This is a genomic window from Ornithinicoccus sp. (assembly GCF_057176825.1).
This window is the reverse complement of the sequence record NZ_CM169976.1, coordinates 2,758,127-2,781,023: the sequence shown is the minus strand read 5'-3', so window position 1 is coordinate 2,781,023 and position 22,897 is coordinate 2,758,127. Positions and strand designations below refer to the sequence as shown.

25 protein-coding genes and 1 pseudogene are annotated in these 22,897 nt (G+C 70.9%); 16 read left to right on the top strand and 10 right to left on the bottom strand.

Annotated features, from left to right (window positions below; translation table 11 throughout):
- Nucleotide 1: 1 nt before the first annotated feature.
- From AC1QRC_RS13900 to AC1QRC_RS13880, 5 genes are read left to right on the top strand one after another with little or no spacing between them, the layout of a single operon-like run.
- Complete coding sequence (locus tag AC1QRC_RS13900) at nt 2–301, top strand: DUF4193 domain-containing protein (RefSeq protein WP_484203872.1); 300 nt, start codon at nt 2–4, stop codon at nt 299–301.
- Nucleotides 302–349: 48 nt separating this feature from the next.
- Nucleotides 350–853 (top strand): dUTP diphosphatase, encoded by a 504-nt coding sequence (dut, locus tag AC1QRC_RS13895; RefSeq protein WP_484203871.1) that lies wholly within the window; start codon nt 350–352, stop codon nt 851–853.
- Between the two features lie 7 nt (nt 854–860).
- On the top strand, nt 861–1,631 hold the full coding sequence (locus AC1QRC_RS13890) for a DUF3710 domain-containing protein (protein WP_484203870.1): 771 nt from the start codon (nt 861–863) through the stop codon (nt 1,629–1,631).
- Nucleotides 1,628–1,993 (top strand): OB-fold nucleic acid binding domain-containing protein, encoded by a 366-nt coding sequence (locus tag AC1QRC_RS13885; RefSeq protein WP_484203869.1) that lies wholly within the window; start codon nt 1,628–1,630, stop codon nt 1,991–1,993. The genes AC1QRC_RS13890 and AC1QRC_RS13885 overlap by 4 nt, the downstream gene beginning before the upstream one ends.
- Entirely contained in the window at nt 1,986–2,711 is a 726-nt protein-coding gene (locus AC1QRC_RS13880) for a DUF3159 domain-containing protein (RefSeq protein ID WP_484203868.1), read from the top strand. The genes AC1QRC_RS13885 and AC1QRC_RS13880 overlap by 8 nt, the downstream gene beginning before the upstream one ends.
- A 10-nt stretch (nt 2,712–2,721) precedes the next feature.
- Here AC1QRC_RS13880 and AC1QRC_RS13875 read toward each other — a convergent pair whose 3' ends face one another.
- Nucleotides 2,722–3,390: a potassium channel family protein gene (locus tag AC1QRC_RS13875; protein ID WP_484203867.1), complete on the bottom strand. Its 669-nt coding sequence runs from the start codon at nt 3,388–3,390 to the stop codon at nt 2,722–2,724.
- A gap of 13 nt (nt 3,391–3,403) precedes the next feature.
- On the bottom strand, nt 3,404–4,066 hold the full coding sequence (locus tag AC1QRC_RS13870; RefSeq protein WP_484203866.1) for a potassium channel family protein: 663 nt from the start codon (nt 4,064–4,066) through the stop codon (nt 3,404–3,406).
- Between the two features lie 55 nt (nt 4,067–4,121).
- On the opposite strand from AC1QRC_RS13870, the gene AC1QRC_RS13865 reads away from it, so the two are divergent.
- The 3 genes from AC1QRC_RS13865 to AC1QRC_RS13855 all read left to right on the top strand — a co-directional run bounded on the left by AC1QRC_RS13865 (nt 4,122) and on the right by AC1QRC_RS13855 (nt 10,285).
- On the top strand, nt 4,122–6,071 hold the full coding sequence (locus AC1QRC_RS13865) for an APC family permease (protein WP_484203865.1): 1,950 nt from the start codon (nt 4,122–4,124) through the stop codon (nt 6,069–6,071).
- Entirely contained in the window at nt 6,068–7,312 is a 1,245-nt protein-coding gene (locus tag AC1QRC_RS13860; RefSeq protein WP_484203864.1) for a class I SAM-dependent RNA methyltransferase, read from the top strand. Before AC1QRC_RS13865 ends, AC1QRC_RS13860 begins: the two co-directional genes overlap by 4 nt.
- A 144-nt stretch (nt 7,313–7,456) precedes the next feature.
- Nucleotides 7,457–10,285 (top strand): aconitate hydratase, encoded by a 2,829-nt coding sequence (locus tag AC1QRC_RS13855; RefSeq protein WP_484203863.1) that lies wholly within the window; start codon nt 7,457–7,459, stop codon nt 10,283–10,285.
- 120 nt (nt 10,286–10,405) lie between these two features.
- Here the strand turns inward: AC1QRC_RS13855 and AC1QRC_RS13850 are convergent, their stop codons facing one another.
- Entirely contained in the window at nt 10,406–10,534 is a 129-nt protein-coding gene (locus AC1QRC_RS13850) for a calcineurin-like phosphoesterase C-terminal domain-containing protein (protein WP_484206651.1), read from the bottom strand.
- A gap of 16 nt (nt 10,535–10,550) precedes the next feature.
- Between AC1QRC_RS13850 and AC1QRC_RS13845 the strand changes: the two are divergent.
- From AC1QRC_RS13845 to AC1QRC_RS13825, 5 genes and pseudogenes are all read left to right on the top strand, one after another.
- Nucleotides 10,551–11,105 (top strand): annotated as a pseudogene (locus tag AC1QRC_RS13845) (iron chelate uptake ABC transporter family permease subunit); the annotation flags it as partial.
- Between the two features lies 1 nt (nt 11,106).
- The gene (locus tag AC1QRC_RS13840; RefSeq protein WP_484206650.1) at nt 11,107–12,150 is read left to right on the top strand and encodes an iron chelate uptake ABC transporter family permease subunit; all 1,044 of its coding nucleotides are present in this window, start codon (nt 11,107–11,109) and stop codon (nt 12,148–12,150) included.
- Entirely contained in the window at nt 12,147–12,902 is a 756-nt protein-coding gene (locus tag AC1QRC_RS13835) for an iron ABC transporter ATP-binding protein (protein ID WP_484203862.1), read from the top strand. Before AC1QRC_RS13840 ends, AC1QRC_RS13835 begins: the two co-directional genes overlap by 4 nt.
- A gap of 31 nt (nt 12,903–12,933) precedes the next feature.
- Entirely contained in the window at nt 12,934–13,299 is a 366-nt protein-coding gene (locus tag AC1QRC_RS13830; protein WP_484203861.1) for a hypothetical protein, read from the top strand.
- 76 nt (nt 13,300–13,375) lie between these two features.
- Entirely contained in the window at nt 13,376–13,954 is a 579-nt protein-coding gene (locus tag AC1QRC_RS13825; protein ID WP_484203860.1) for a DEAD/DEAH box helicase family protein, read from the top strand.
- A 1-nt stretch (nt 13,955) separates the two neighbouring features.
- Here the strand turns inward: AC1QRC_RS13825 and AC1QRC_RS13820 are convergent, their stop codons facing one another.
- The 6 genes from AC1QRC_RS13820 to AC1QRC_RS13795 form a co-directional block, all read right to left on the bottom strand.
- The gene (locus AC1QRC_RS13820; RefSeq protein WP_484203859.1) at nt 13,956–14,615 is read right to left on the bottom strand and encodes a cytidylate kinase-like family protein; all 660 of its coding nucleotides are present in this window, start codon (nt 14,613–14,615) and stop codon (nt 13,956–13,958) included.
- Between the two features lie 2 nt (nt 14,616–14,617).
- Nucleotides 14,618–16,066: a glycoside-pentoside-hexuronide (GPH):cation symporter gene (locus AC1QRC_RS13815; RefSeq protein WP_484203858.1), complete on the bottom strand. Its 1,449-nt coding sequence runs from the start codon at nt 16,064–16,066 to the stop codon at nt 14,618–14,620.
- 13 nt (nt 16,067–16,079) lie between these two features.
- On the bottom strand, nt 16,080–16,217 hold the full coding sequence (locus AC1QRC_RS13810; protein WP_484203857.1) for a glycoside hydrolase family 2 TIM barrel-domain containing protein: 138 nt from the start codon (nt 16,215–16,217) through the stop codon (nt 16,080–16,082).
- 93 nt (nt 16,218–16,310) lie between these two features.
- On the bottom strand, nt 16,311–16,961 hold the full coding sequence (locus AC1QRC_RS13805; RefSeq protein ID WP_484203856.1) for a glycoside hydrolase family 2 TIM barrel-domain containing protein: 651 nt from the start codon (nt 16,959–16,961) through the stop codon (nt 16,311–16,313).
- A 203-nt stretch (nt 16,962–17,164) separates the two neighbouring features.
- A complete protein-coding gene (locus AC1QRC_RS13800) occupies nt 17,165–17,308 on the bottom strand; it encodes a hypothetical protein (RefSeq protein WP_484203855.1) in 144 nt (47 codons plus the stop codon).
- Between the two features lie 165 nt (nt 17,309–17,473).
- The gene (locus AC1QRC_RS13795) at nt 17,474–17,785 is read right to left on the bottom strand and encodes a sugar-binding domain-containing protein (protein ID WP_484203854.1); all 312 of its coding nucleotides are present in this window, start codon (nt 17,783–17,785) and stop codon (nt 17,474–17,476) included.
- Between the two features lie 203 nt (nt 17,786–17,988).
- Between AC1QRC_RS13795 and AC1QRC_RS13790 the strand changes: the two genes are divergently transcribed.
- The 3 genes from AC1QRC_RS13790 (at nt 17,989) to AC1QRC_RS13780 (ending at nt 21,919) form a co-directional block, all read left to right on the top strand.
- Nucleotides 17,989–19,002: a LacI family DNA-binding transcriptional regulator gene (locus tag AC1QRC_RS13790; protein ID WP_484203853.1), complete on the top strand. Its 1,014-nt coding sequence runs from the start codon at nt 17,989–17,991 to the stop codon at nt 19,000–19,002.
- A 65-nt stretch (nt 19,003–19,067) separates the two neighbouring features.
- Nucleotides 19,068–20,966 (top strand): 1-deoxy-D-xylulose-5-phosphate synthase, encoded by a 1,899-nt coding sequence (gene dxs, locus AC1QRC_RS13785; RefSeq protein WP_484203852.1) that lies wholly within the window; start codon nt 19,068–19,070, stop codon nt 20,964–20,966.
- Between the two features lie 5 nt (nt 20,967–20,971).
- Nucleotides 20,972–21,919: a diacylglycerol/lipid kinase family protein gene (locus AC1QRC_RS13780; protein WP_484203851.1), complete on the top strand. Its 948-nt coding sequence runs from the start codon at nt 20,972–20,974 to the stop codon at nt 21,917–21,919.
- Here AC1QRC_RS13780 and AC1QRC_RS13775 read toward each other — a convergent pair.
- A complete protein-coding gene (locus AC1QRC_RS13775; RefSeq protein ID WP_484203850.1) occupies nt 21,910–22,782 on the bottom strand; it encodes a serine protein kinase RIO in 873 nt (290 codons plus the stop codon). The two genes, AC1QRC_RS13780 and AC1QRC_RS13775, sit on opposite strands and share 10 nt — an antisense overlap.
- Nucleotides 22,783–22,897 lie beyond the last annotated feature (115 nt).

Here is a 22,897-nt window from a genome sequence, read left to right as displayed (position 1 = left end):
CATGGCAACCGACTATGACGCTCCACGCAAGACCGACGACGACCTCAGCGAGGACTCGCTGGAGGAGCTGAAGGCCCGCCGGGCGGACAAGTCCTCCTCGAACGTCGACGTGGACGAGACCGAGCACGCCGAGGGCTTCGAGTTGCCGGGGGCCGACCTGAGCGGTGAGGAGCTCTCGGTGCGGGTGCTGCCCCGCCAGAGCGACGAGTTCACCTGCTCGCGGTGCTTCCTGGTGCACCACCGCAGCCAGCTGGCCAAGGAGGTCGGCGGGCTCCCGGTGTGCACCGAGTGCGCCGCCTGACCTGCGTGATCGTCGAGCCGACCGGCATCACGGGTAGCCTCGGGTCACGTGACTGACCGACCTGCTGTCCCGGTGCTGCTGCGCCGGCTCGACGAGGGCCTGCCGGTGCCCTGCCGGGCCCACCCCGGTGACGCCGGGGTCGACCTCTACGCCGCGGAAGGGCTCGAGCTGGCGCCCGGCCATCGTGCCCTGGTGCCCACCGGCGTGGCGATCGCGCTGCCGGATGGGTATGCCGCCTTCGTGCACCCGCGCTCGGGGTTGGCGGCCCGGCACGGCATCACCACCCTCAACTCGCCCGGGACCGTCGACGCCGGGTACCGGGGGGAGATCCGGGTCAACCTGATCAACACCGACCCGGTCGAGTCGTTCACCGTGCACCGGGGGGACCGGATCGCCCAGCTCGTCGTCCAGGAGGTCGTCCGCGTGAGCTTCACCGAGGTGAGCACGCTGCCCGGCAGCGACCGCGGCGAGACCGGTCACGGCGACTCCGGCGGCTTCGGTGCTCCCGGCAACAGCCCCGTCATCCACCCATCCACCACCGAGCAGAACTGAGGCGTCCGTGGCCATCTTCGGCAGGAAGAAGCACTCCACCCCCGACGACGTCGAGGAGGTGGAGCAGGAGTCCACCGCCCCGGAGGGACAGCCCGGTGTGGACCGGGACTGGGACCGTGCGGTGGACGGGCCGTTCGACGCCGCCGAGCAGGAGGAGATGGCCGGCCGGATCGACCTCGGTCCGCTGCGGGTCCCAGCCGTGAAGGGTATGGAGCTGCGGCTGGACGTGGAGAAGGGGTCCAACCAGGTCGTCGGGGTGACCTGCTCCCTGGCCCAGTCCAAGGTGCAGTTGCAGGTGTTCGCCGCACCCAAGTCCTCCGGGGTCTGGGACGACATCCGACCGCAGATCGTGGAGGGCCTGGTCAATGCCGGGGGGAAGGCCGAGGTGGTCGACGGCGTGATGGGCAAGGAGGTCGTGGCCCAGATGCCGGCCCGCACCACCGACGGGCGCGCCGTGCTGCAACCGGCCCGCTTCATCGGTGTCGACGGCCCACGCTGGTTCCTCCGCGCGGTGATCAACGGCCCGGCCGCCGCCAACGAGAAGGCGCTCCAGGTGGTCCAGACCTTCGTGCGGCTGGTCGTCGTCGACCGTGGGGACGAGCCACGACCGCCGCGCGAGGTGCTGCACCTGAGCCCGCCCACGGAGTTCGTCGAGGAGATGAACCGGAGGGCGGCCGCCGCCAAGACGGCCAAGGACTCGGCGGCCAAGGACTCCCAGGGGGCCGCGCCCGCCTCGACGGCTGCCGAGCTGCCGGGGGAGGCGGACACCCCGCGATGAACCTGCTCTCCCGTGCCCTGGATCGCCTGGGACAGGACCAGGCGCAGCTGGAGGCCGCCGACCTGACGCGCACCTGTGCCCGGCAGGGATGTCACACCGTGGCGGACCTGGTGCCGCGCCAGCAGGCGCGGGTGAGCGGCGCGGTGCACAGCCTGGCCGTGCAGCCGGCGGGGGTGGCCCCGCGGCTGGAGGTGGAGCTCTACGACGGCACCGGGATCCTGGTGCTGACCTGGCTCGGGCGGCGCAGCGTGGCGGGGATCCGCCCGGGGGCCTACCTGACGGTGCAGGGGCGGGTCACCGAGGTCGATGAGCAGCTGACCATGTTCAACCCCGGCTACGAGCTGTGGCCCGACCATGGCTGAGCCGGAGGAGCAGGCGCCCGGGACCGAGCGGCCCGGCACCACGAGCGCGACCCGTGCCGAGGACACCGTCGAGGCGGTCATCCGGACCCGGCTCAGCGAGGCCCTCGGCGGGTGGTACGGCTCCCTCGAGACCGCCCTGCCGACCGTGGCCTTCGTCATCGTCTGGCTGGTGCGCAGCGAGGTCCGGCCGGCCCTGCTGGCCGCCGGCGCCATCACCCTGATCCTGCTCGGGATCCGGCTGTATGTCGGCGGCTCGGTCCGCTTCGTGCTCACCTCGATCTTCGCCACCGCGATCGCCGCCTTCTTCGCCCTGCGGTCCGGGCGGGCCGAGGACGCGTTCCTGCCCGGGATCCTCACCTCCGGGGCGTATGCGGTCGGCACGCTCGTCTCGATCCTGGCCCGCTGGCCGGTGCTGGGGTTCCTGGTGGCCGTGGGGGACCCGGACTATGCCAAGGACCCGACGGCCTGGCGCAGGGACCGCTCCCTGGTGCGGGTGTGCTCCCGGCTGACCTGGGTCCTGGTCGCCCTGTTCACCGTCCGCGTCGCCATCATGCTGCCGCTCTACCTGGCCGGCGAGGTGGCCTGGCTCGGGGTCGCCAAGGTGGTCCTGGGGTGGCCGTTGTACCTGCTGGCCATCCTGGTGATGGGGGTGCTGCTCACCGTGGGGCGCACGCCGCACAGCAACGGCGCGCCCCCATCGGACCCTTCCCCGTCCTGACCCGGCCCGGTCAGTCCCGTTCCTGCGGGTTGAGGGTCATCGCCAGGTCGTGCTGGGCCTGCGGTGGGCAGAGGAACAGCAACTCGTCGCCGGCCTCGATCGCCTCGTCGGGGGCAGGCGCGATCGGCCGCCCGTCGCGCAGCACGGCGGTCATCACGGTGTCCGGGGGCAGCGGGATGTCGCCGATCCGGACGCCCACGTAGGGGCTGCTGGCCGGCAGCGTCAGCTCGACCAGCGCGATGTTGCCCTGCTGGAAGTCGAACAGGGACACGACGTCACCGACGACCACCGCCTCCTCGACCAGCGCGGTCATCAGGCGCGGGGTGGACACCGCCACGTCCACGCCCCAGGCCTCGGTGAACAGCCACTCATTGCGCGGGTTGTTCACCCGCGCCACGGTGCGGGGCACCCCGAACTCGGTGCGGGCCAGGAAGGAGACCACCAGGTTGACCTTGTCGTCGCCCGACGCGCAGACGACGTGGTCGAAGGTCTCCAGGCGCACCTGCTCCAGGGTGCTGATCTCACAGGCGTCCGCGATGACCCACTCGGCGGACGGCAGTGCGGCCACCCTGGCCTGGTCCGCGTCCCGGTCGATGACGAGCACCTCGTGCCCGTTGCCGACCAGTTCCTTGACGATGGACTGGCCCACGCTCCCGGCCCCGACGACGGCGACCTTCACGGCATACCCTCCCTCACTCCTCGGGCGGGGACTGCTCGAGGCGGTGCTCCACCTGCGGCAACGCGTCCCGCGGCGCGATCAGGTGCACCTCGTCCCCCTCCTGATAGACCGTGTCGGGCGCCGGGATCAGGGCGTCCCCGAGACGGGTGACGAAGCCCACGCGGGTGCCGCTGAACGACTCCACCTCGGTGAGCCGGCGACCGACCCAGCCGGGGTTGAGGTGCACGACGGCCAGCACCAGCCGCCCGCTCGGGTCGAAGTAGTCGGGGGTGGCCCCGGAGGGCAGCAGGTGGTGCAGCGTCTGGTCCGCGGCCCAGCGCACGGTCGCCACGGTGGGGATGCCGAGGCGTTGGAAGATCTCCGCCCGGGCGGGGTCGTAGATGCGGGCGACCACCCGCTGCACGCCGAAGGTCTCGCGGGCCACCCGGGCGGCGATGATGTTGGAGTTGTCGCCGCTGCTGACGGCCGCGAAGGCGTAGGCCGAGGTGATGCCGGCGGCCTTCATCACGTCCCGGTCGAAGCCGACGCCCTTGACCCGCTGCCCGGAGAAGCCCTTCCCGAGCCGGGCGAACGCCGACGCATCCTGGTCGATCATGGCGACGTCGTGGCCGCGGCGTTCCAGGCTGGAGGCGAGGGTGGCACCCACCCTCCCGCAGCCCATGATCACGAAGTGCACGGGACGACGCTACTCCTGCCACCGCGGCCGGCCCCACCTCCCTAGACTCCACGACATGGAGACCGGTCGGTTGGTCAAGCGCGTCCTCGTGGGGAGGGCGCTGCGGACCGACCGGCTGAACGAGGAGCTGTTGCCCCGCAGGCTCGGCCTGCCGGTGTTCGCCAGCGACGCGCTGTCCTCGGTGGCCTACGCCCCCGACGAGATCGTGGTGACGCTGGCGCTGGCCGGCGGCGTCACCGCACTGGCCCACTCCTGGAGCGTGACGGCCGCGGTCTGCGTGGTGATGATGCTGATCATCGCCTCCTACCGGCAGACGGTCTACGCCTACCCCGGCGGCGGCGGGGACTACGAGGTGGCCACGACCAACCTGGGGCCCCGGGCCGGACTGGGCGTCGGTGCGGCCCTCATGGTCGACTACGTCCTCACCGTCGCGGTGTCGGTGTCCGCCGGCGTGCAGAACGCGGCGTCCGCGCTGGGCTTCCTGCGGGGGTTCGAGCCGCTGGCCGCGGCCGTGCTGATCGCGGTGCTGGCGCTCAGCAACCTGCGCGGGGTCCGGGAGTCCGGGCGGGCCCTGGCCGTGCCGGTGTACGCGTTCCTGGCCTCGATGGCGCTGCTGGTGGGGGTCGGCGCCTACCAGTGGGTGACCGGGTCCCTGCGCCACGCCGCGTCCTCGGCCTACGAGCTGGTCCCCGCCGACGGGTACGAGGCACTCACGGCGTTCGGGTTGGGCCTGCTCCTGCTGCGGGCCTTCTCCTCGGGGACCGTGGCGCTGACCGGCGTCCAGGGCGTGGCCAACGGGGTGCCCGCGCTGCAGAAGCCCCGGAGCGCCAATGCGGCCTCGATCCTGCTGATGATGTCGGCCCTGTCGATCACCATCCTGATCTCGGTCATCCTGCTCACCCGTGCTACCGGCATCCAGATCGCCCTCGACCCCCAGGAGCAGCTGCGCCTGGATGGGGAACCGGTGCCCGGGGGCCTGGTGCAGGACACCGTGCTCGGCCAGCTGTCCACGACAGTGTTCGGCGCCGGGAGCCTGGGCCTGCTGCTGGTGTCCATCTGCACCGGGGTGATGCTCGTGGTCGCCGCGAACACGGCATTCAACGGGTTCCCGGTGCTCGCCTCCCGGCTGGCGCGGGACCGCTTCCTGCCGACCGACCTGCTCAGCCGTGGGCGGCGCCTCGCCTTCTCCAACGGGATCCTGTTGCTGTCGGGGGCGGCGCTGGCCCTCGTCCTGGTCTACCGGGCCACGGTCACTGACCTGGTCCACATGTATGTCGTGGGGGTGTTCGTCTCGTTCACGCTCAGTCAGCTCGGGATGGTGCGGCACTGGAACCGTCAGCTGCGCACCGAGCTGAGCCTGCGCACCCGCCGCGCGATGATCCGCAGCCGGGCGATCAACATCGCCGGCGCCACCTGCGCCGCCACCGTCCTCACGGTCGTGGCGCTCACCCGATTCGTGCACGGGGCCGGATTGGCCCTGCTCGGGATCGGCCTGCTCTGGATGGTGATGACGATGGTCTACAACTACCACCGGTCCGTGGACCAGGACCTGGCACTGCCGCCCGAGGGGCACGACAGCAGCCAGATCGTGCCGTCGCGGGTCTACGCCGTGGTCTACGTGCCGCAGCTGGACCGGGCGACGATGCGCGCCATCGCCTACGCCCGGGCCGGACGCCCCCAGGAGCTCGAGGCGGTCACCACCGACGTGACCCCCGAACGCACCGCAGCGCTGCAGCGCGAGTGGGCGCGGCGTGGCCTGCCGGTGACCCTGCGGTCCCTGGAGTCGCCGTACCGGGAGTCGGTGCGGCCGGTCATCGACTACGTGCGCCGGCTGCACCGGGACCGCCCGCGGGAGGTGGTCGTGGTCTACCTGGCCGAATACATCAGCGAGCGCTGGTGGGTCCGGCTGGTGCGGGACCGTGCCGAGGACCGGCTGCGGCGGGAGCTGCTGCGCACCCCCGGCGTCATGCTGGTGACCGTGCCCTGGCAGGGGGAGGGTCGGTGAGCCGGCCCGCGGGCGAGGACCTGGTCGGCAGCACCCTCGAGCTCGTGATCGAGTCCGTCGCGCACGGGGGTCACTGCGTCGCGCGGCACGAGGGGCGGGTCCTGTTCGTCCGGCACACACTGCCCGGGGAGCGGGTGCGGGCGCTGGTGACGGGCACCGGCCCGGGTGGCCGGTTCCTGCGGGCGGACGCGATCGAGGTGCTCGACGCGGCGCCGGGGCGGATTCCACCGCCGTGTCGGTATGCCGGGCCGGGGCGCTGCGGGGGATGCGACTGGCAGCACGCAGGCCTCCCCACGCAGCGGGACCTCAAGCGGGAGGTCGTCCTTGAGCAGTTCCGCAGGCTCGCGGGCCTGGACCCGGTCGAGCTGCTGGGCAGGGACCTGGTGGTGGAGCCGGTGCCGGGGGACGAGGACGGGCTGCGCTGGCGCAGCAGGGTGGAGTTCGCGGTCGGTCCCGACGGTCGCCCGGGCCTTCGGGCGCACCGCTCGCATGATGTCGTCCCGGTGACGGACTGCTTGATCGCGCGGGAGGCGGTCGTCGGCACGGGGGTACTGGAGCGCCGCTTCCCCGGCCAGGGATCGGTCGACGTGATCGCGCCGTCGGTGGGGGAGCCGGTCGTGGTGCCCGTCCCCGCCGGGGAGCCGCTGGCCCCGCTCGTGCTGGAGCACGTGCCCGCTCCCGCCGGCGCGGAGCTGGAGTTCGGGGTCGCCGCCCGCGGGTTCTGGCAGGTGCACCCCGGCGCGCCGGCCACCTTCCTGCGCACGGTCCTGGAGTGGCTGGAGCCCCGTGCGGGGGAGCGGGCGCTGGACCTGTATGCCGGGGTGGGGCTCTTCGCCGCGGCCCTCGCCGAGGCGGTCGGTCCGTCGGGTTCGGTGCACGCCGTGGAGGGCGACCGGGTCGCCGTCGAGCACGCCCACGACAACCTCACGCCGTGGCCACGGACGCGGGTGACGCGGGACCGGGTGGACCGGGCGGTGCGCCGGATGGTGCGCGCGGGGCAGGAGGCCGACGTGGTGGTCCTGGACCCGCCGCGCTCGGGTGCCGGGCGCGCGGTCATCCTTGACGTGGCGCGGCTGGGCCCCCGGGCCGTGGCCTACGTGGCGTGCGACCCTGCCGCGCTCGCGCGCGACGTGGGGTACGCCCGGGACGTTGGCCTGCAACTGTGGGACCTGCGGGTCTTCGACGCCTTCCCGATGACCCACCACATGGAGTGCGTGGCGCTGCTCGGTCCGGAGAGCTGAGCGGGCGCCCCGGGGCGTGGGCGCCGGGACAGGCCGTGGTCAGGTCAGACTCGGTAGCGCGGCCCGGCGGGGTGGGCAAGACTAACGAGCACAGGTGTGAGAAGATGTATCTTGACGTCAAGATACCCGGGAAGGGAGTCCGCAGTGACCGCCACATCAGACAGCTTCGGAGCCAGAGGAACCCTGCAGGTCGGGGACGCGAGTTACGAGATCTACCGGCTGGGCGGGATCGACGGCGCGCAGACCCTGCCCTACAGCCTGAAGGTGCTGCTGGAGAACCTGCTGAGGACCGAGGACGGCGCCAACATCACGGCCGACCACATCACCGCGCTGGCGCAGTGGGACGAGAACGCCGATCCCAGCGTCGAGATCCAGTTCACCCCGGCCCGGGTGATCATGCAGGACTTCACCGGCGTCCCGTGCGTCGTCGACCTGGCCACGATGCGCGAGGCGATGGCCGACCTGGGCGGTGACCCCGGCAAGATCAACCCGCTGGCGCCGGCCGAGCTGGTGATCGACCACTCGGTCATCATCGACGTCTTCGGCCGCGCGGACGCCTTCGAGCGCAACGTGGAGATCGAGTACGAGCGCAACGGGGAGCGCTACCAGTTCCTGCGCTGGGGGCAGAAGGCCTTCGAGGACTTCAAGGTGGTGCCCCCGGGCACCGGCATCGTCCACCAGGTCAACATCGAGCACCTGGCCCGCACCGTGATGACCCGTCCCGCAGCGGGCGACGACTCCGTGGTGCAGGCCTACCCCGACACCTGCGTCGGGACCGACTCGCACACCACCATGGTCAACGGCCTGGGCGTGCTGGGCTGGGGCGTGGGCGGCATCGAGGCCGAGGCGGCCATGCTGGGCCAGCCCGTCTCCATGCTCATCCCGCGTGTCGTCGGATTCAAGCTCTCCGGGTCGATCCCCGCCGGTGCGACCGCCACGGACGTCGTGCTCACCATCACCGAGATGCTGCGCGACCACGGGGTGGTCGGCAAGTTCGTCGAGTTCTACGGCGACGGGGTCGCCCAGGTGCCCCTGGCCAACCGGGCCACCATCGGCAACATGAGCCCGGAGTTCGGCTCGACCGCCGCGATCTTCCCGATCGACGACGTGACCCTGGAGTACCTGCGTCTCACCGGACGCTCCGACGAGCAGGTCGCCCTGGTGGAGGCCTACGCCAAGGAGCAGGGCATGTGGCACGACCCCTCGGTCGAGCCGCGCTTCTCCGAGTACCTCGAGCTGGACCTGTCCACGGTGGTGCCCTCGATCGCCGGACCGAAGCGGCCCCAGGACCGGGTCGCCGTGACCGAGGCCAAGGAGCAGTTCCGCAACGACCTCAAGAACTACGTCGTCAACGGCAATGTGATCGAGAAGAGCTCGGTCGACCAGGAGCTGCGCGACAGCTTCCCGGCCTCCGACGCGCCGAGCCACGACGCCCACGAGGAGTCCCAGTCCGCCGGTCGCCCGTCCCACTCGGCCGCGCGGGTCAATGGTGACCGGGCCCGCAACCCCGCGACCGTCAGCCTGGACGGTGCCGAGGTCGAGATCGACCACGGCCACGTGGTGATCGCGTCCATCACCAGCTGCACCAACACCTCCAACCCCTCGGTGATGATGGCCGCGGCCATGCTGGCCAAGAACGCGGTCGAGCGCGGCCTCACCGTCCCGCCGTGGGTGAAGACCTCGATGGCGCCGGGCTCCAAGGTGGTCACCGGCTACTTCGACAAGGCGGGCATGTGGCCCTACCTGGAGAAGCTCGGCTTCCACCTGGTCGGCTACGGCTGCACCACCTGCATCGGCAACTCCGGCCCGATCATCGAGGAGGTGTCGCAGGCGGTGAACGACAACGACCTCGCGGTCACCTCGGTGCTGTCCGGCAACCGCAACTTCGAGGGCCGGATCAACCCCGACGTGAAGATGAACTACCTGGCCTCCCCGCCGCTGGTTATCGCGTACGCGCTCGCCGGGACGATGGACTTCGACTTCGAGTCCGAGCCGCTGGGCACCGACGAGCACGGCACCGAGGTGTTCCTCAAGGACATCTGGCCGGCGCCGGAGGACGTGGAGCGCACCATCGCCACCTCGATCAGCCGGGAGATGTTCACCGAGGACTACTCCGACGTGTTCGCCGGTGATGAGCGGTGGCAGTCCCTGCCCACGCCGGAGGGCAACACCTTCGACTGGGACGGCGAGTCGACCTACGTGCGCAAGCCCCCCTACTTCGAGGGCATGGCGGCCGCGCCGGCGCCCCTCGAGGAGGTCACCGGCGCGCGCGTGCTGGCGAAGCTGGGTGACTCCGTCACCACCGACCACATCAGCCCGGCCGGCTCGATCAAGGGCGACAGCCCTGCGGGCCGCTACCTGGCCGAGCACGGCATCGAGCGCAAGGACTTCAACTCCTACGGCTCGCGCCGTGGCAACCACGAGGTGATGATCCGCGGCACCTTCGCCAACATCCGGCTCAAGAACCAGCTCCTGGACGGCGTCGAGGGTGGCTTCACCCGCAACTTCCTCGCCGGCGGGGAGCAGACGACGATCTACGACGCCGCGCAGGCCTACGCCGATGCCGGCATCCCGCTGGTGGTCCTGTCGGGCAAGGAGTACGGCTCCGGCTCGTCCCGCGACTGGGCGGCCAAGGGCACCCGTCTGCTGGGCGTCAAGGTGGTCATCGCCGAGTCCTACGAGCGGATCCACCGGTCCAACCTGATCGGGATGGGTGTCCTGCCGCTGCAGTACCCGGCGGGGGAGAACGCCGACTCGCTGGGGCTGGACGGCACCGAGACCTTCTCCTTCACCGGGATCACCGCGCTGAACGAGGGCAGCACGCCCGAGACCGTGCACGTGGTGGCCGAGAAGGAGGGCGGCGAGACGATCGAGTTCGACGCCGTGGTCCGGATCGACACCCCGGGCGAGGCGGACTACTTCCGCAACGACGGCATCCTGCAGTACGTGCTGCGCTCCCTCGCCAACTCCTGACCAATTTTCAGGGAGGTTTTGCTCCCCGAACCCGCACTTTCGTAGTGGCTTTGCTCAGCTCAGCCAACCCGACGGCCCCCGCACCGTGCACCGGTGCGGGGGCCGTCGGCGTTGTGGGGCTCAGTCCTCGGCCACGGTGAACGCGATCGTGTCGGTGAACGTCCGACCGTGGTGATCGGTCGCCACCACCTCCGCCACGTGCGTGCCGGTGGATAGGCCTGTGGGCAGTTCGGCGCGCCACAGGTGCATCGTGCGGTCGGCCACGCTGCCGGTGCCGATCGTCGGCATCATGCTCGGGGCGGTGGTCGGCTCGATCTCGACCTTCCTCGCGCTCAAGACCGACATGCTGCAACAGCTCGGCATCTGGTTCGGCGGCAGCTTCACCTCGGTGATCCGCGGCCAGTACGAGGTGCTGTGGATCGTGCTCCTGGTCGGCATCGGGGTCTTCATCGCCGCCGACCGGTTCACCGTGGCCGGGCTCGGTGAGGAGATCGCGACCAACGTCGGGCTCAACTACAACCGGCTCATCCTGCTCGGCACCGGCCTGATCGCGATCGCGACCGGCGTGGTCACGGTGGTCGTGGGGAACCTGCCCTTCCTGGGACTCATCGTGCCCAACATCGTCTCGATGTTCCGCGGCGACGACCTGCGCAGCAACCTGCCGTGGGTGTGCCTCCTGGGCATCGCCATCGTGACGCTCTGTGACCTGGTCGGGCGCACCATCATCAGCCCATTCGAGGTCCAGGTGTCCCTCATCCTGGGCATCGTCGGGGCGGCCGTCTTCATCCTCCTCCTGTTGCGGCAGCGGCGCCGTGGCTGACCTGAGGACGTCCGCCGTGCCGGCACAGGCCACGCCGCGGGATGGCCGGAGTTCCGGTGCGCTGCCGACCCGGAGGTCGCGGATCCGCTACTGGGTGGTGGTGGCCACCCTGCTCGTGCTCGCCGTCGGGTTCGGCTTCGGCCGCCTGGCTTACGGCAACCCCGAGCCCTACGGCAGCGAGGGGTTCTGGCTGATCGCCCAGATGCGGATGACCGACCTGATCGTGATGCTGATCGTCGCGTTCTGCCAGGCCCTCGCCACGGTGAGCTTCCAGACGGTGACCCACAACCGGATCATCACCCCCTCGATCATGGGGTTTGAGTCCCTCTACGTGCTGGTGCAGACCTCCGCCGTCTACTTCCTGGGCGTGGCCGGGATCGTGGCGCTGACCGGCGTGCGCCAGTTCGTGCTCCAGGTCGCGCTGATGGTGGTGCTCGCGCTCGCGCTCTACGGCTGGTTGCTGTCGGGTCGCTACGGCAACATCCACATCATGCTGCTGATCGGCATCATCATCGGCGGCGGGCTGGGGTCGATCTCCACCTTCATGCGGCGGCTGCTCAGCCCCAGCGAGTTCGACGTGCTCACGGCCCGGTTGTTCGGCTCGGTCACCAACGCCGATGCCGCCTACCTGCCGATCGCGATCCCGCTCTGCCTGACGGCAGGACTGCTCCTGTGGACCAGCTCGCACCGCCTCAACGTGGTCGCCCTCGGGCGGGACGCCACGCTGAACCTCGGACTGAACCACCGGTTCGAGACGATGCGGGTGCTGTTCCTGGTCTCGGTGCTGATGGCGGTCTCCACCGCCCTGGTGGGACCGATGACCTTCTTCGGCTTCCTGGTGGCCACCCTGGCCTACCAGTTCGCCGACACCTATGACCACCGTCGGATCTTCCCGGTCGCCTTCCTCACCGGCTTCGTGGTGCTGTCCGGCGCCTACTTCGTCATGCGCAACATCTTCTACGCCCAGGGAGTGGTCTCGATCATCATCGAGCTCGTGGGCGGCTCAGTCTTCCTCTACGTGATCCTCCGGAAGGGGCGCCTGTGATCACCCTGACCCACGTCCTGAAGAACTACAGCAGCGAGGTCGCGATCGGCCCGGTCGACCTGGAGATCCCCGCCGGTGGTGTCACCGCGCTGGTGGGGCCCAACGGTGCGGGCAAGTCGACCCTCCTGACGATGATCGGCCGCCTGCTCGGGCTGGACGACGGCGTGATCGAGGTGGCCGGCTATGACGTGTCGACGACGGCGTCCAAGGACCTGGCCCAGATCGTCTCGATCCTGCGGCAGGAGAACCACTTCATCACCCGGCTGACGGTGCGCCAACTGGTCGGATTCGGTCGCTTTCCCTACTCCAAGGGCCGGTTGACCAGGGCCGACGAGGAGATCATCAGCCAGGCCATCGACTTCCTCCACCTGTCCGAACTGGAGGGGCGCTACCTGGACCAGCTCTCTGGCGGCCAGCGACAGCGCGCCTACGTCGCCATGGTGCTCGCCCAGGACACCGACTACGTGCTCTTGGACGAGCCGCTGAACAACCTCGACATGAAGCACTCGGTGCACATGATGAAGCACCTGAAGCGCGCGGCCGCAGAGCTGGGGCGGACCGTCATCATCGTGCTGCACGACATCAACTTCGCCGGGCACTACGCCGACCACATCTGCGCGGTGAAGGACGGCCGGGTCGTGGAGTTCGGCACGGCCGGGGAGATCATGACGGGGGAGGTGCTCACTCGCGTCTTCGACACTCCCGTGCAGGTGATCGACGGGCCGGAGGGGGCGCTGGCCGTCTACTACTGAGCACACCGGGAGACGTCGTACACTTGTACGCATGACTTCTGGACCGCCGGGCTGGCCCGACCGGGTGCCGCCCGCCGGCGTCGCCGGGTGGGAGCAGGCCGCGGTCTCCTGGCTGCTGGACCAGTGCCCCGCCGACTACCGGGCGTATGCCGCATGGCGCCGTCACCCGGTGGCCCTCGCCTGGGTGACGGTGCGGCACGTGCGCGCGGAGCTGGAGGCGATGCGCGGCGCCTGGCGGGACGTGCGGCCTGATCTGGGCCCGCTGCTGCCACCCGGCTCGCTCGGGGACGTGCTCGGCTCGCTGACCCAGGAGGGGTTGCGGCTGCGCGCCACCCTGCGCGGGGCGGAGCTGCTGCTGGAGGCGCTGCGCGTGCGGGCACCGATCTCGCACCGCTGAGAGGACCGACCGGTGCCGCGCTGAGCCAGTCGGCAAACCCGTGTCGCGCAGGCCCTCCGTGTGATTGGGTCGCCCCATGCATCTGGTGACCCTGATCGGCCCGCCCGCTGTCGGCAAGATGACGGTGGGCCAGGAGATTGCCCGGCGCACGACATACCGGCTGTTCCACAACCACCTGACGATCGAGCCGTTCCTGACGGTGTTCGACTACGGCACCCCGTCGTTCGTCCGACTCCGCGACGAGGTGCGCGAGCGGGTGCTCCAGGAGGCGGTCGTCGCCGAGCTGCCGGGGCTGCTGTTCACCTTCGTGTGGGCTTTCGACGTGCCCGAGGACGGCGAGGCGGTCCGTGAGCTCGTGGCGCCGCTGCACCGCGAGGGGCACCGGGTCGACTTCGTGGAGCTCACCGCGGACCTGCCGACCCGGCTGGCGCGGGAGGGCACCGCGAACCGGATGCGCCACAAGCCGTCCAAGGCCGACGTGGAATGGGCCGTCGGTCACAACCGGGAGTTGTCGGAGCGGCACGTGCTCAGCAGCGTCGACCTGCCCGCCCGGGTGGAGTTCCCGGGCGGGCACGTCCTGGTCGATACCTCCCGCCTGTCGGCGGGTGCAGCCGCGGAGCGGATCATCGAGCAGCTGCACCTGCCGCGGGCCTAGGTCAGACCTCCTGGTCCGGCGTGCCCTGCGCGTCGATCGCGGCCAGGATGATCCGGACGCAGGTGTCGAGGCTCAGACGCCCGGTGTTGAGGACCAGGTCGTAGGACTCGTCCAGCGAGGGGTCCCAGCCGTAGAGGGTGCGCGACATCTCGACCCGGATGTGGTCCTCGTAGCGTTGCCGGTCGGCGGCACGCGCCGGCGGGATGCCGGCAGCGGCCGCCGCCCGCTCGATGCGCGTCTTCACCGGGGCGTCCAGCCGGACGTGGACGGCACCGGGGTGGTCACCCAGGATGAAGGCGCCGTTGCGTCCCAGGATGACCCCGCCGCCGGCGGCGTAGCCCAGGACCGTGCGGGTGTTGTCCATGACCAGGTCGTAGGCGTCCTGCTGGGCGGCAGCCACCGTCCGCCCTCCCGCGCCCGGTCCCGCCGCGGCGGCGAACGCGTGCGAGGAGCCCATGCTGCCCAGGACCCTGGTCAGCGGGCCCGGCGGCGGCTCCGCGCCGTGCTGGGCGGACTCGAGGTCCTCGGAGGAGAACGCCTGGGCGTGGAAGGGGACGTTGAGCTCGGTCGCCAGGAGGGCGCCCAGCTCGGCGGCGCCCGCGCCGTAGGACTCGAAGAGGGTGACGACGGGAGGGTTCGGGGTCGAGGTCTGCTCGGACATGATCAGTTCCTCCCGTCCGACGCGCCGGTCTCACCGCGGGCCTCGGCCACCAGTCGCTGAGTGCGCCGGGTGGCCACCTCTTCGACGATCTCGCGGAACCGGGCCTCCGTCAACGGGTAGCGGAGCATGATCAGCACCGCGATCAGACAGCAGATGGCGGGGAGCAGGCCGGCAGCCGCGCGGATCCCGAAGAGGGCGCCCTCGGTCTGGGCCTCCTGTCCCGCGATGTAGCCGGCGAAGCCGAGGCTGTAGGCCGCGGCCGCCCCGCCGATCGCCTGCCCGACCTTGCGGACGAAGGAGAACACCGCGTATGTCGTGCCCTCCGTGCGCGTGTTGGTCACCCACTCGCCGTACTCGACGGTGTCCGCCTCCATGGCCCACATCAGGGTGTTGACCAGGCCGTTGCCGATGCCCATCAGCAGGTAGCAGGCGAAGGCGAAGGCCGGCGGGTCGGCGGGGACGAGCATCAGCGAGATCCCGCCGACCGCGGTGGTGAGCGCGCCGGCGATGAAACCCGTCCGCTTGCCGACGGTCCGGACCACGATGGGCACGAGCGGGGCGACGGCGAACATCGCGCCGACACCCAGCATGGTGAGCCAGATGAAGTGGTTGGCGTTGCCCAGCACGTCCCGCGCCAGGTAGATCCCCATGGTCTGCATGGAGAACATCCCGACCAGGAACACCGCTGCCGCCGCGCACAACTGCAGCAGGGCGCGGTTGCTGCGCAGCGTGACCAGGTTGTCGCGCAGGCTCACCTGCTCCACGTCGCGCTCCACGACCTCACGGGAGGTCAGGAAGGTGAACAGGTAGAGCAGGAAGCCTGCGCCGACGAAGATGAGCGTCGTCGTCGTCAGAGAGCGCTGCAGGTCCTCCGAGCCCCGGATCTGGGGCGCGACCACGAGGGCCAGGACGACGATGGTCAGGGCCGACCCCATGCTCCGGGACATGGCCAGCTTGCCGCGCTCCTCCGGCACCTGCGTCATGGTCGCCGCCAGCGAGCCGTAGGGGATGTTGCACAGCCCGTACAGGAAGGACAGCAGCGCGTAGCTGACGTAGCAGTAGAGGAGGGTCAGGCCGGGGCTCAACCCACCGGGGACGGAGAAGACCGCGACGCTGGTCAGGAGCAGCGGCACCGAGGCGAACAGCAGCCAGGGGCGGAACTTGCCCCACCGGGACTTGGTCCGGTCCACGAGCTGGCCCGCGATGACGTCGCCGAAGGCGTCCCAGATCCGGACGACGAGGAAGATCGTGCCCGCCGCGGCGGCGGTGATCCCCACGACGTCGGTGTAGTAGAGCAGGAGGAACATGGAGACCATGGAGAAAGCCAGGTTGTTGCCGGCATCTCCTGAGGCGTAGCCGAACAGCTGGATGGGGCGCAGCTTGGTGCGCGCGGCCGCGGGCTTACGGCTCGTGGGGCCGGGCGTCTTCGCCGCAGCAGTGGGGATGGACATGGTGGGCCTGCTCTCAGTTCTCGCTGGTCCAGCGACGCCGCAACGCGTGCGCCGCTGCCTTGGGCTGGCGGTCCCGGGTGAACACCCCCTTCTTGTTGCCGCCGACGCGCATGATCCCGGACGTGGTCTGGAAGTCGGCGAAGTTCCACACGTGCTCGCCGACGACCGCGTCGCAGCGAGTCGAAGACGCGGTGGTTCATGTCGAGGTAGGCCACCTGGTACTCCTCGGTCCACGGCTGGGGAGTCATGCCGTGCAGGCCGGCGTACGGTGTCGGCGCCGTACTCGGTGATGATGATCGGCTTGCCCTCGCTCGCCCAGCCGGTGAGCTCCTCGGTCCCAGGCGACCTCGGCAGCGCCGAGGTCGCCGGTGTGGACGTACCAGCCGTAGTAGCGGTTGAGCATCAGGACGTCGCCGAACTGGGACACCCGGCACTTGCCGTGGGGGGCCAGCATGACGTTGACGAAGCCGACGGGCCGGGTCGGGTCGAGCTCGCGGGCCAGCTCGAAGAGCGGCTCGGAAGTAGTCCTCCGGGCTCTCGGGTGTCGCGACTCCGGCTCGTTCGCGATCGACCACAGCACCACGCTCGGGTGGTTCTTGTCGCGGGCGAACGAGCTCGCGGATCGCCTGGGCGTGCGTCTCCCGGGACTTCGTCGTTGACGGTCTCGGGCGTGAAGGTCTCGTAGCCCTGCGGAGCCGAAGATGCCACCGCCCAGACCCATGTTCTGGCCCACCGCCGCGGTCTCGTCGATCACGACGATGCCGTGCCGGTCGGCGTAGTCGAGGACCTCCTCGGAGTAGGGGTAGTGCGAGGTGCGGAACGAGTTGGCCCCGATCCAGTTCAGCAGCTCGAAGTCGTGGACCAGGAAGGCGTCGTAGTGCCCCTTGCCGAGCACCGGCGTGGTCCTCGTGCATGCCGAAGCCGGTGAAGTAGAACGGCTCACCGTTGATCAGGAACTCGGTGCCGCGCACCTCGACGGTGCGCACCCCGACGTTCTGGTGGTAGCTGTCGACGACGGTCGTCACCGTCGCGCAGCTGCAGCTCCAGGTCGTACAGGTAGCCGTCGCCCGGCGCCCAGGGGTGGACGTCCGGCGACGGTCAGGATCGCCGGTCGCACCGTCGCCCGAGGCGACCTCCTGCCCGTCGGCGTCGCGGAGCACCGACGCGGGTCTGCAGCCCCTCGGCGCCGACCGCCGTCACGGTGAAGTCGACGGTGCCGGTGCCGCCCTCCAGGTCGGTCACGACGGTGACGTCGTCGACGTAGGCCGTGGGGGTCGCGGACGAGCCACACGGTGCGGTGCAGATCCCGGCGTAGTTGAAGAAGTCGTGCCAGTAGCTGCTGGCGCGGGCCGTCCGCGGTCTCCTCGATGACGCCCGGGGGGATGGACTGGAAGCTGAGCGTGTTGTTCACCAGCGGCGGTGATCCGGACCTCCTCCCCGGGGGTGACGTAGGCCGGTGACGTCGGCCTCGAACGGCGGTGTAGCCGCCCTCGTGGCGACACCACCTCGGTGTCGTCCGACCCAGACGGTGGCGCGGTGGGTGGCCGACTCGAAGTGCAGCACGATGCGCTGCCCGGCCCAGCCGCGGGGGACCCGCACGACCGTCTGGTACCAGAAGTCGCCGACGTAGTTGCGCAGGTCCTCGTCGGGCGACCAGGTCGTTGAAGCTGGCCGGCACCGGCATCTCGCCGGGACTCGGGGAGCGGGCCGGAGAACCATCCGGCCGTTCGCCCCGTGCTCTCCGGGTCGAGCGCGAACGACCAGATGCCGTTGAGGGTCTTGCGCTCACGTGTCGTGCTGTCCTGTGGTCGGAGCATCGTGGGGTCCTAACGTCGGTGGGATGACCTACTCTCATTGAGGCAGGGTGGCCTCGGGGTTGGCAATCGGTTGCCACAAGTTGCCGCTCGACCTAGCGTGAGCTCATGGTCCGGTCCGGCCCGGGGCACGAGGGTGTGCCGACGATCTACGACGTGGCGCGCAGGGCAGGTGTGGCACCGTCCACCGTGTCGCGGACCTTCGCCCGCCCCGGACGGGTCAGTGCCGCCACGGCCGAGAAGGTGCGCGCGGCGGCGGAGGAGCTGGGCTACCGCGCCAACCCGATCGCCCGTGCCCTGTCCACGAGCCGGACACGGATGGTGGCCCTCGTCGTCCCCGACATCACGAACCCGGTCAACTTCCCGATCATCCGGGGCGCCGAGGTGGCCGCGGCCGAGGCCGGCTTCACCCTGGTCTTGGCCGACTCCCGGGAGTCCGGCGCCCGGGAGCGGGAGGCGCTCGACCGGGTCATCGGATCCGTCGAGGGGGTGCTGCTGACCAGCTCGCGGATGTCGGACTCTGCGATCCGCACGCTGACCAAACACGGCCCCCTCGTGGTCCTCAACCGGGCGATCGGTGGGATCCCGTGCGTGGTGACCGACAACCCCCGGGGCACCCGTCGGGCCGTGGAGCACCTCGGGGAGATGCGGCACCACACGATCACCTACCTGGCCGGCCCGGAGGCGTCCTGGGCCGACGGGATGCGGTGGCGGGCGATGCGTGAGGCGGCCCTGGAACTGGACCTGGTCGTGCACCGGGTCGGGCCGCAGGCACCGACGGTCGCGGGAGGGGCGGCCGCATTCGAGGACTGGACGGTGCGCCCGACCTCGGCGGTCGTGGCCTACAACGACCAGATGGCCATCGGCTTCATGCAGGCGCTGCAGCGGGCCGGCGGGTCCGTGCCGGAGGAGGTCAGCGTCGTCGGCTTCGACAACATCCTGGCCGCTGACTGGGTCACCCCCACGCTGACCACGGTGGCCTCACCGCTGCGGGCGATGGGTGCCACCGGGGCGACGAACCTCATCGCCATGATCCGTGGGGCGCAGCCCCAGGCCACCGGGCCCGTGGTGCTCCCGGTCAGGCTGATGGTGCGTGGCTCCACGGCCCGACGCCGTCGCTGACCTCCGGCACCAGCACAGAGCCGTACACTCGACGGCACGTCAACGGCGAAAGGGCAGCAGCGCACGTGGGTCTCCTCAGCAGTATCAACGGACCGGCCGACCTCAAGGGCCTGACCAGCAAGCAGCTGGCGGACCTGGCGGCCGAGATCCGGGACTACCTGATCCGCTCGGTCTCCCGGACCGGGGGGCACCTGGGTCCCAACCTGGGCGTGGTGGAGTTGACCATTGCGCTGCACCGGGTCTTTGAGTCCCCGTCGGACACCGTGGTCTTCGACACCGGTCACCAGTCCTACGTGCACAAGCTGCTCACCGGGCGGCGCGACTTCTCGGCCCTGCGCAAGCGAGGGGGACTATCCGGCTACCCCAGCCGGAGCGAGTCCGAGCACGACGTGGTCGAGAACTCGCACGCCTCGACCTCCTTGTCGTGGGCGACCGGGATCGCGACGGGCAGGACGCTGCGCGGCGAGCGGCACCGGCACACGGTCGCCGTGATCGGCGACGGCGCGCTCACCGGGGGGATGGCCTGGGAGGCGCTGAACAACATCGCCGCCAGCCCGGACCTGCCGCTCGTGATCGTGGTCAACGACAACGAGCGCTCGTACGCACCCACGACCGGCGGGATGGCCGAGTACCTGGGCCGGCTCCGGGCGGACCGGCGCTACGAGGACGTGCTGCAGTGGGGCAAGCGCCAGCTGCTGCAGCGCACGCCCGTGCTCGGGCGTCCCATGTACGAGACGCTGCACGGGGTCAAGAAGGGGCTGAAGGACATCGTCAGCCCGCAGGGCATGTTCGAGGACCTGGGTCTGAAGTACCTCGGCCCTGTCGACGGGCACGACATCGGCGCGGTGGAGACGGCGTTGCGGCGCGCTCGCGACTTCGGCGGGGTGGTGCTGGTGCACGTCCTCACCGAGAAGGGGCACGGCTACGAGCCCGCGACCACCGACGAGGCGGACCGGTTCCACGCCGTGGGGGTCATCAACCCCGAGACGGGGCTGCCGCTGGAGCTGTCCGGCCGGTCCTGGACCGACGAGTTCAGCGACGAGCTGCTGGAGTTGGGAGATCAGCGGGAGGACATCGTCGCCCTCACCGCCTCGATGCTGTTGCCGGTCGGTTTGCGCCCGTTCGCCGAGCGGTACCCCGACCGGGTCTTCGACGTCGGCATCGCCGAGCAGCACGCGGTCACCATGGCGGCTGGGCTGTCCTTCGCCGGGTTGCACCCGGTCGTGGCGGTCTATGCGACCTTCCTGAACCGTGCCTTCGACCAACTCCTGATGGACTGTGCCCTGCACCGGCAGGGCGTGACCTTCGTGCTGGACCGTGCCGGCATCACCGGCAGCGACGGTGCCAGCCACAACGGCATGTGGGACATGAGCGTGGTCGGCATCGTCCCCGGGCTGCGTCTGGCGGCGCCCCGGGACGGCGCCCAGATCCGGACCGCCCTCCGGGAGGCCGTGGCCGTCGACGACGGCCCCACTGTGCTGCGCTTCCCCAAGGGCAGCGTCGCCGAGCCCATCGACGCTGTCGGTCGGCACGGCACCGTCGACGTCCTGCGGGACCTGGACGCCGAGGGGCAGGCACACCCGACGCCCGACGTGGTCATCGTGTCGGTGGGTGCCATGGCACCGATCTGCCTGGGCGTGGCCGACAAGCTGGCCTCGGCGGGCGTAGGCGTCCAGGTGGTCGACCCCCGCTGGGTGCTGCCGGTCAGTTCCGACCTGGTGGACCTGGCCCGACGCAGCCGGCACGTCGTCGTGGTTGAGGACAACATCGTCGACGGCGGGATCGGGGAGGCACTCACCACCGCCCTGCGGCGGGAGGGGCACGCGCAGCCGGTCTGGTGCTACGGCATCCCCAAGGAGTTCCTGGACCACGGCTCCCGTGGTCAGGTGCTGGAGCACGTGGGACTCACACCGGACGTCATCGCCACCTCCGTCACCGGGCGATTGGCCGACTCACCGGGCTGATCGCGATGCCCCGCGTCGTCGCGATCCTCAACCCCGCCAGGTCGGGCGCACGGCGGGCCGCCGACCTGCTCCACGCAGCCTGCGCCTCACGGGGGTGGCCACCGGTGCAGGTGCTGCCGACGACCGAGGCCGAGCCCGGGGGAACCCAGGCGGCACGGGCCCTCGGCGGGGGTGCCGACCTCGTGGTCGCCGGTGGGGGAGACGGCACGGTCCGCGAGGTCGCCCAGGTGCTGGCCGGCTCCGGGGTCCCGCTCGGCGTCCTGCCGCTCGGGGCCGGCAACCTGCTGGCCCGCAACCTCGACCTTCCACGGGACCTGGGCGAGGCGGTGCGTGTCGCCCTGGACGGGACCGAGCGCCTCATCGACCTGGGCCGGGTGCGGTACGAGCAGGAGGGACCCGGGGGAGCGGCCGACTCCGGGGAGCAGGTCTTCCTCGTCGTGGTCGGGATCGGCCACGACGCCACGACCGTGGCCCACACCCGACCTTGGCTCAAGCGCCACCTCGGTGCGCTCGCCTACCTGCTCCCGGGGCTGCGGCGACTGCGGGCACCACTGCTTCCGATGCGGGTCCGACGGGACGGCGGCGCGGTGCAGGAGGTGCGGGCCTGGAGCCTCCTGCTGGCCAATTGCGGCTCGATTCCCTGGGGCATCCAGGTGGTCCCCGGTGCCCGGCTCGACGACGGGGTGCTCGACGCGGCGCTGGTGGCGCCCCGGTCACTGTGGGGCTGGGTGCCCATCGCGCTGCAGGGTGTGCTGCACCACCGACGACCGGTGAGCGGGATCGGCTTCCGCCCAGCACACGACATACGGGTGTCCCTGCCCGCGCCCACCGGTGTCCAGGTGGACGGCGACGCCCACCCGGGCGTGCGTGAGGTGACCGCCTGGGTGGACACCGGCGCACTGCGGGTGCGGGTGCGGGGGCCGGCGCCGCGCCGCCAGCCCTCTCAGGCGTAGTCGAGCAGCTCGGCATACCACCGGTCCGGGTCGACCGGCAGGCCCCGGGCGGTGAACCACCGCGCGACGTTGCGACAGTCCCGGTGCAGGAACTCGAACCCGGCAGGGTTGGCCGCCAGGTCGACCACCTGGGGCAGGTCGATGATCACCAGGCGCTCGCCGGCGGCGAGGATGTTGTAGGCAGACAGGTCGCCGTGGGCGACCCCGAGCGCGGCGAGTCGCACCATCGCCTCGCGGAGCTGGTCGAGGTAGTGCGCGAGCAGCTCCCGGCCCGGCCTGGTCTCGGCCAGCCGCGGCGCGGCCTCGCCGTCCACCTCGATGAACTCCATCAGGATCTCGGTGCCATCGACCTGCACGGGGTAGGGCACCGCGACGCCAGCGCTCCAGTACCGGTTGAGCGCCTCCCACTCCGCGGTCGCCCACATGCCGGCGGCGACCGCGCGGCCGTAGGCTGACTTGCGGTCCAGCGCGCGGTTGTCGCGGCTGCGGCGCGCCCGCCGGTCCTCGGTGTAGGCGGCGCTGCGGCGGAAGCTGGTGTGCTCGCGGGCGCGGTAGTACTTGCCGGCCATCACGGCCTCGGCCCCGGAGCCGTCGGTGGCGGCCCGGTGGATCAACCGGACGTCGGCCTCCTTGCCGGTCTTGAGGACGCCGAGGTCGGTGTCGACGGCGCCGCTGTCGGTGACGACCCACGCGGGGAGGGGCTCGGGGCCACGGCACCCGCGCTCCACGTCCCAGTAGGTCGTGAACCGCTGGTCGGAGGTGCCGTCGTCGGCGGAGGTGCCGGTGCCGGCGGGGTCGTCGAGGGGGGTGTAGTCGAAGACGAAGAACGGGTCGATGTCACCCGTGTCGGGAAATCGGGACACAGTTGGTGCTCCTGGAAGAGGGGGTGCGGTGGCTGGTGGGCACACCGGCAGCAGTCGTGGTCACGTCACGGCTCCTCTCCTCAGGGGCACTCGGCCCGGTCTCTGCGGTCGTATG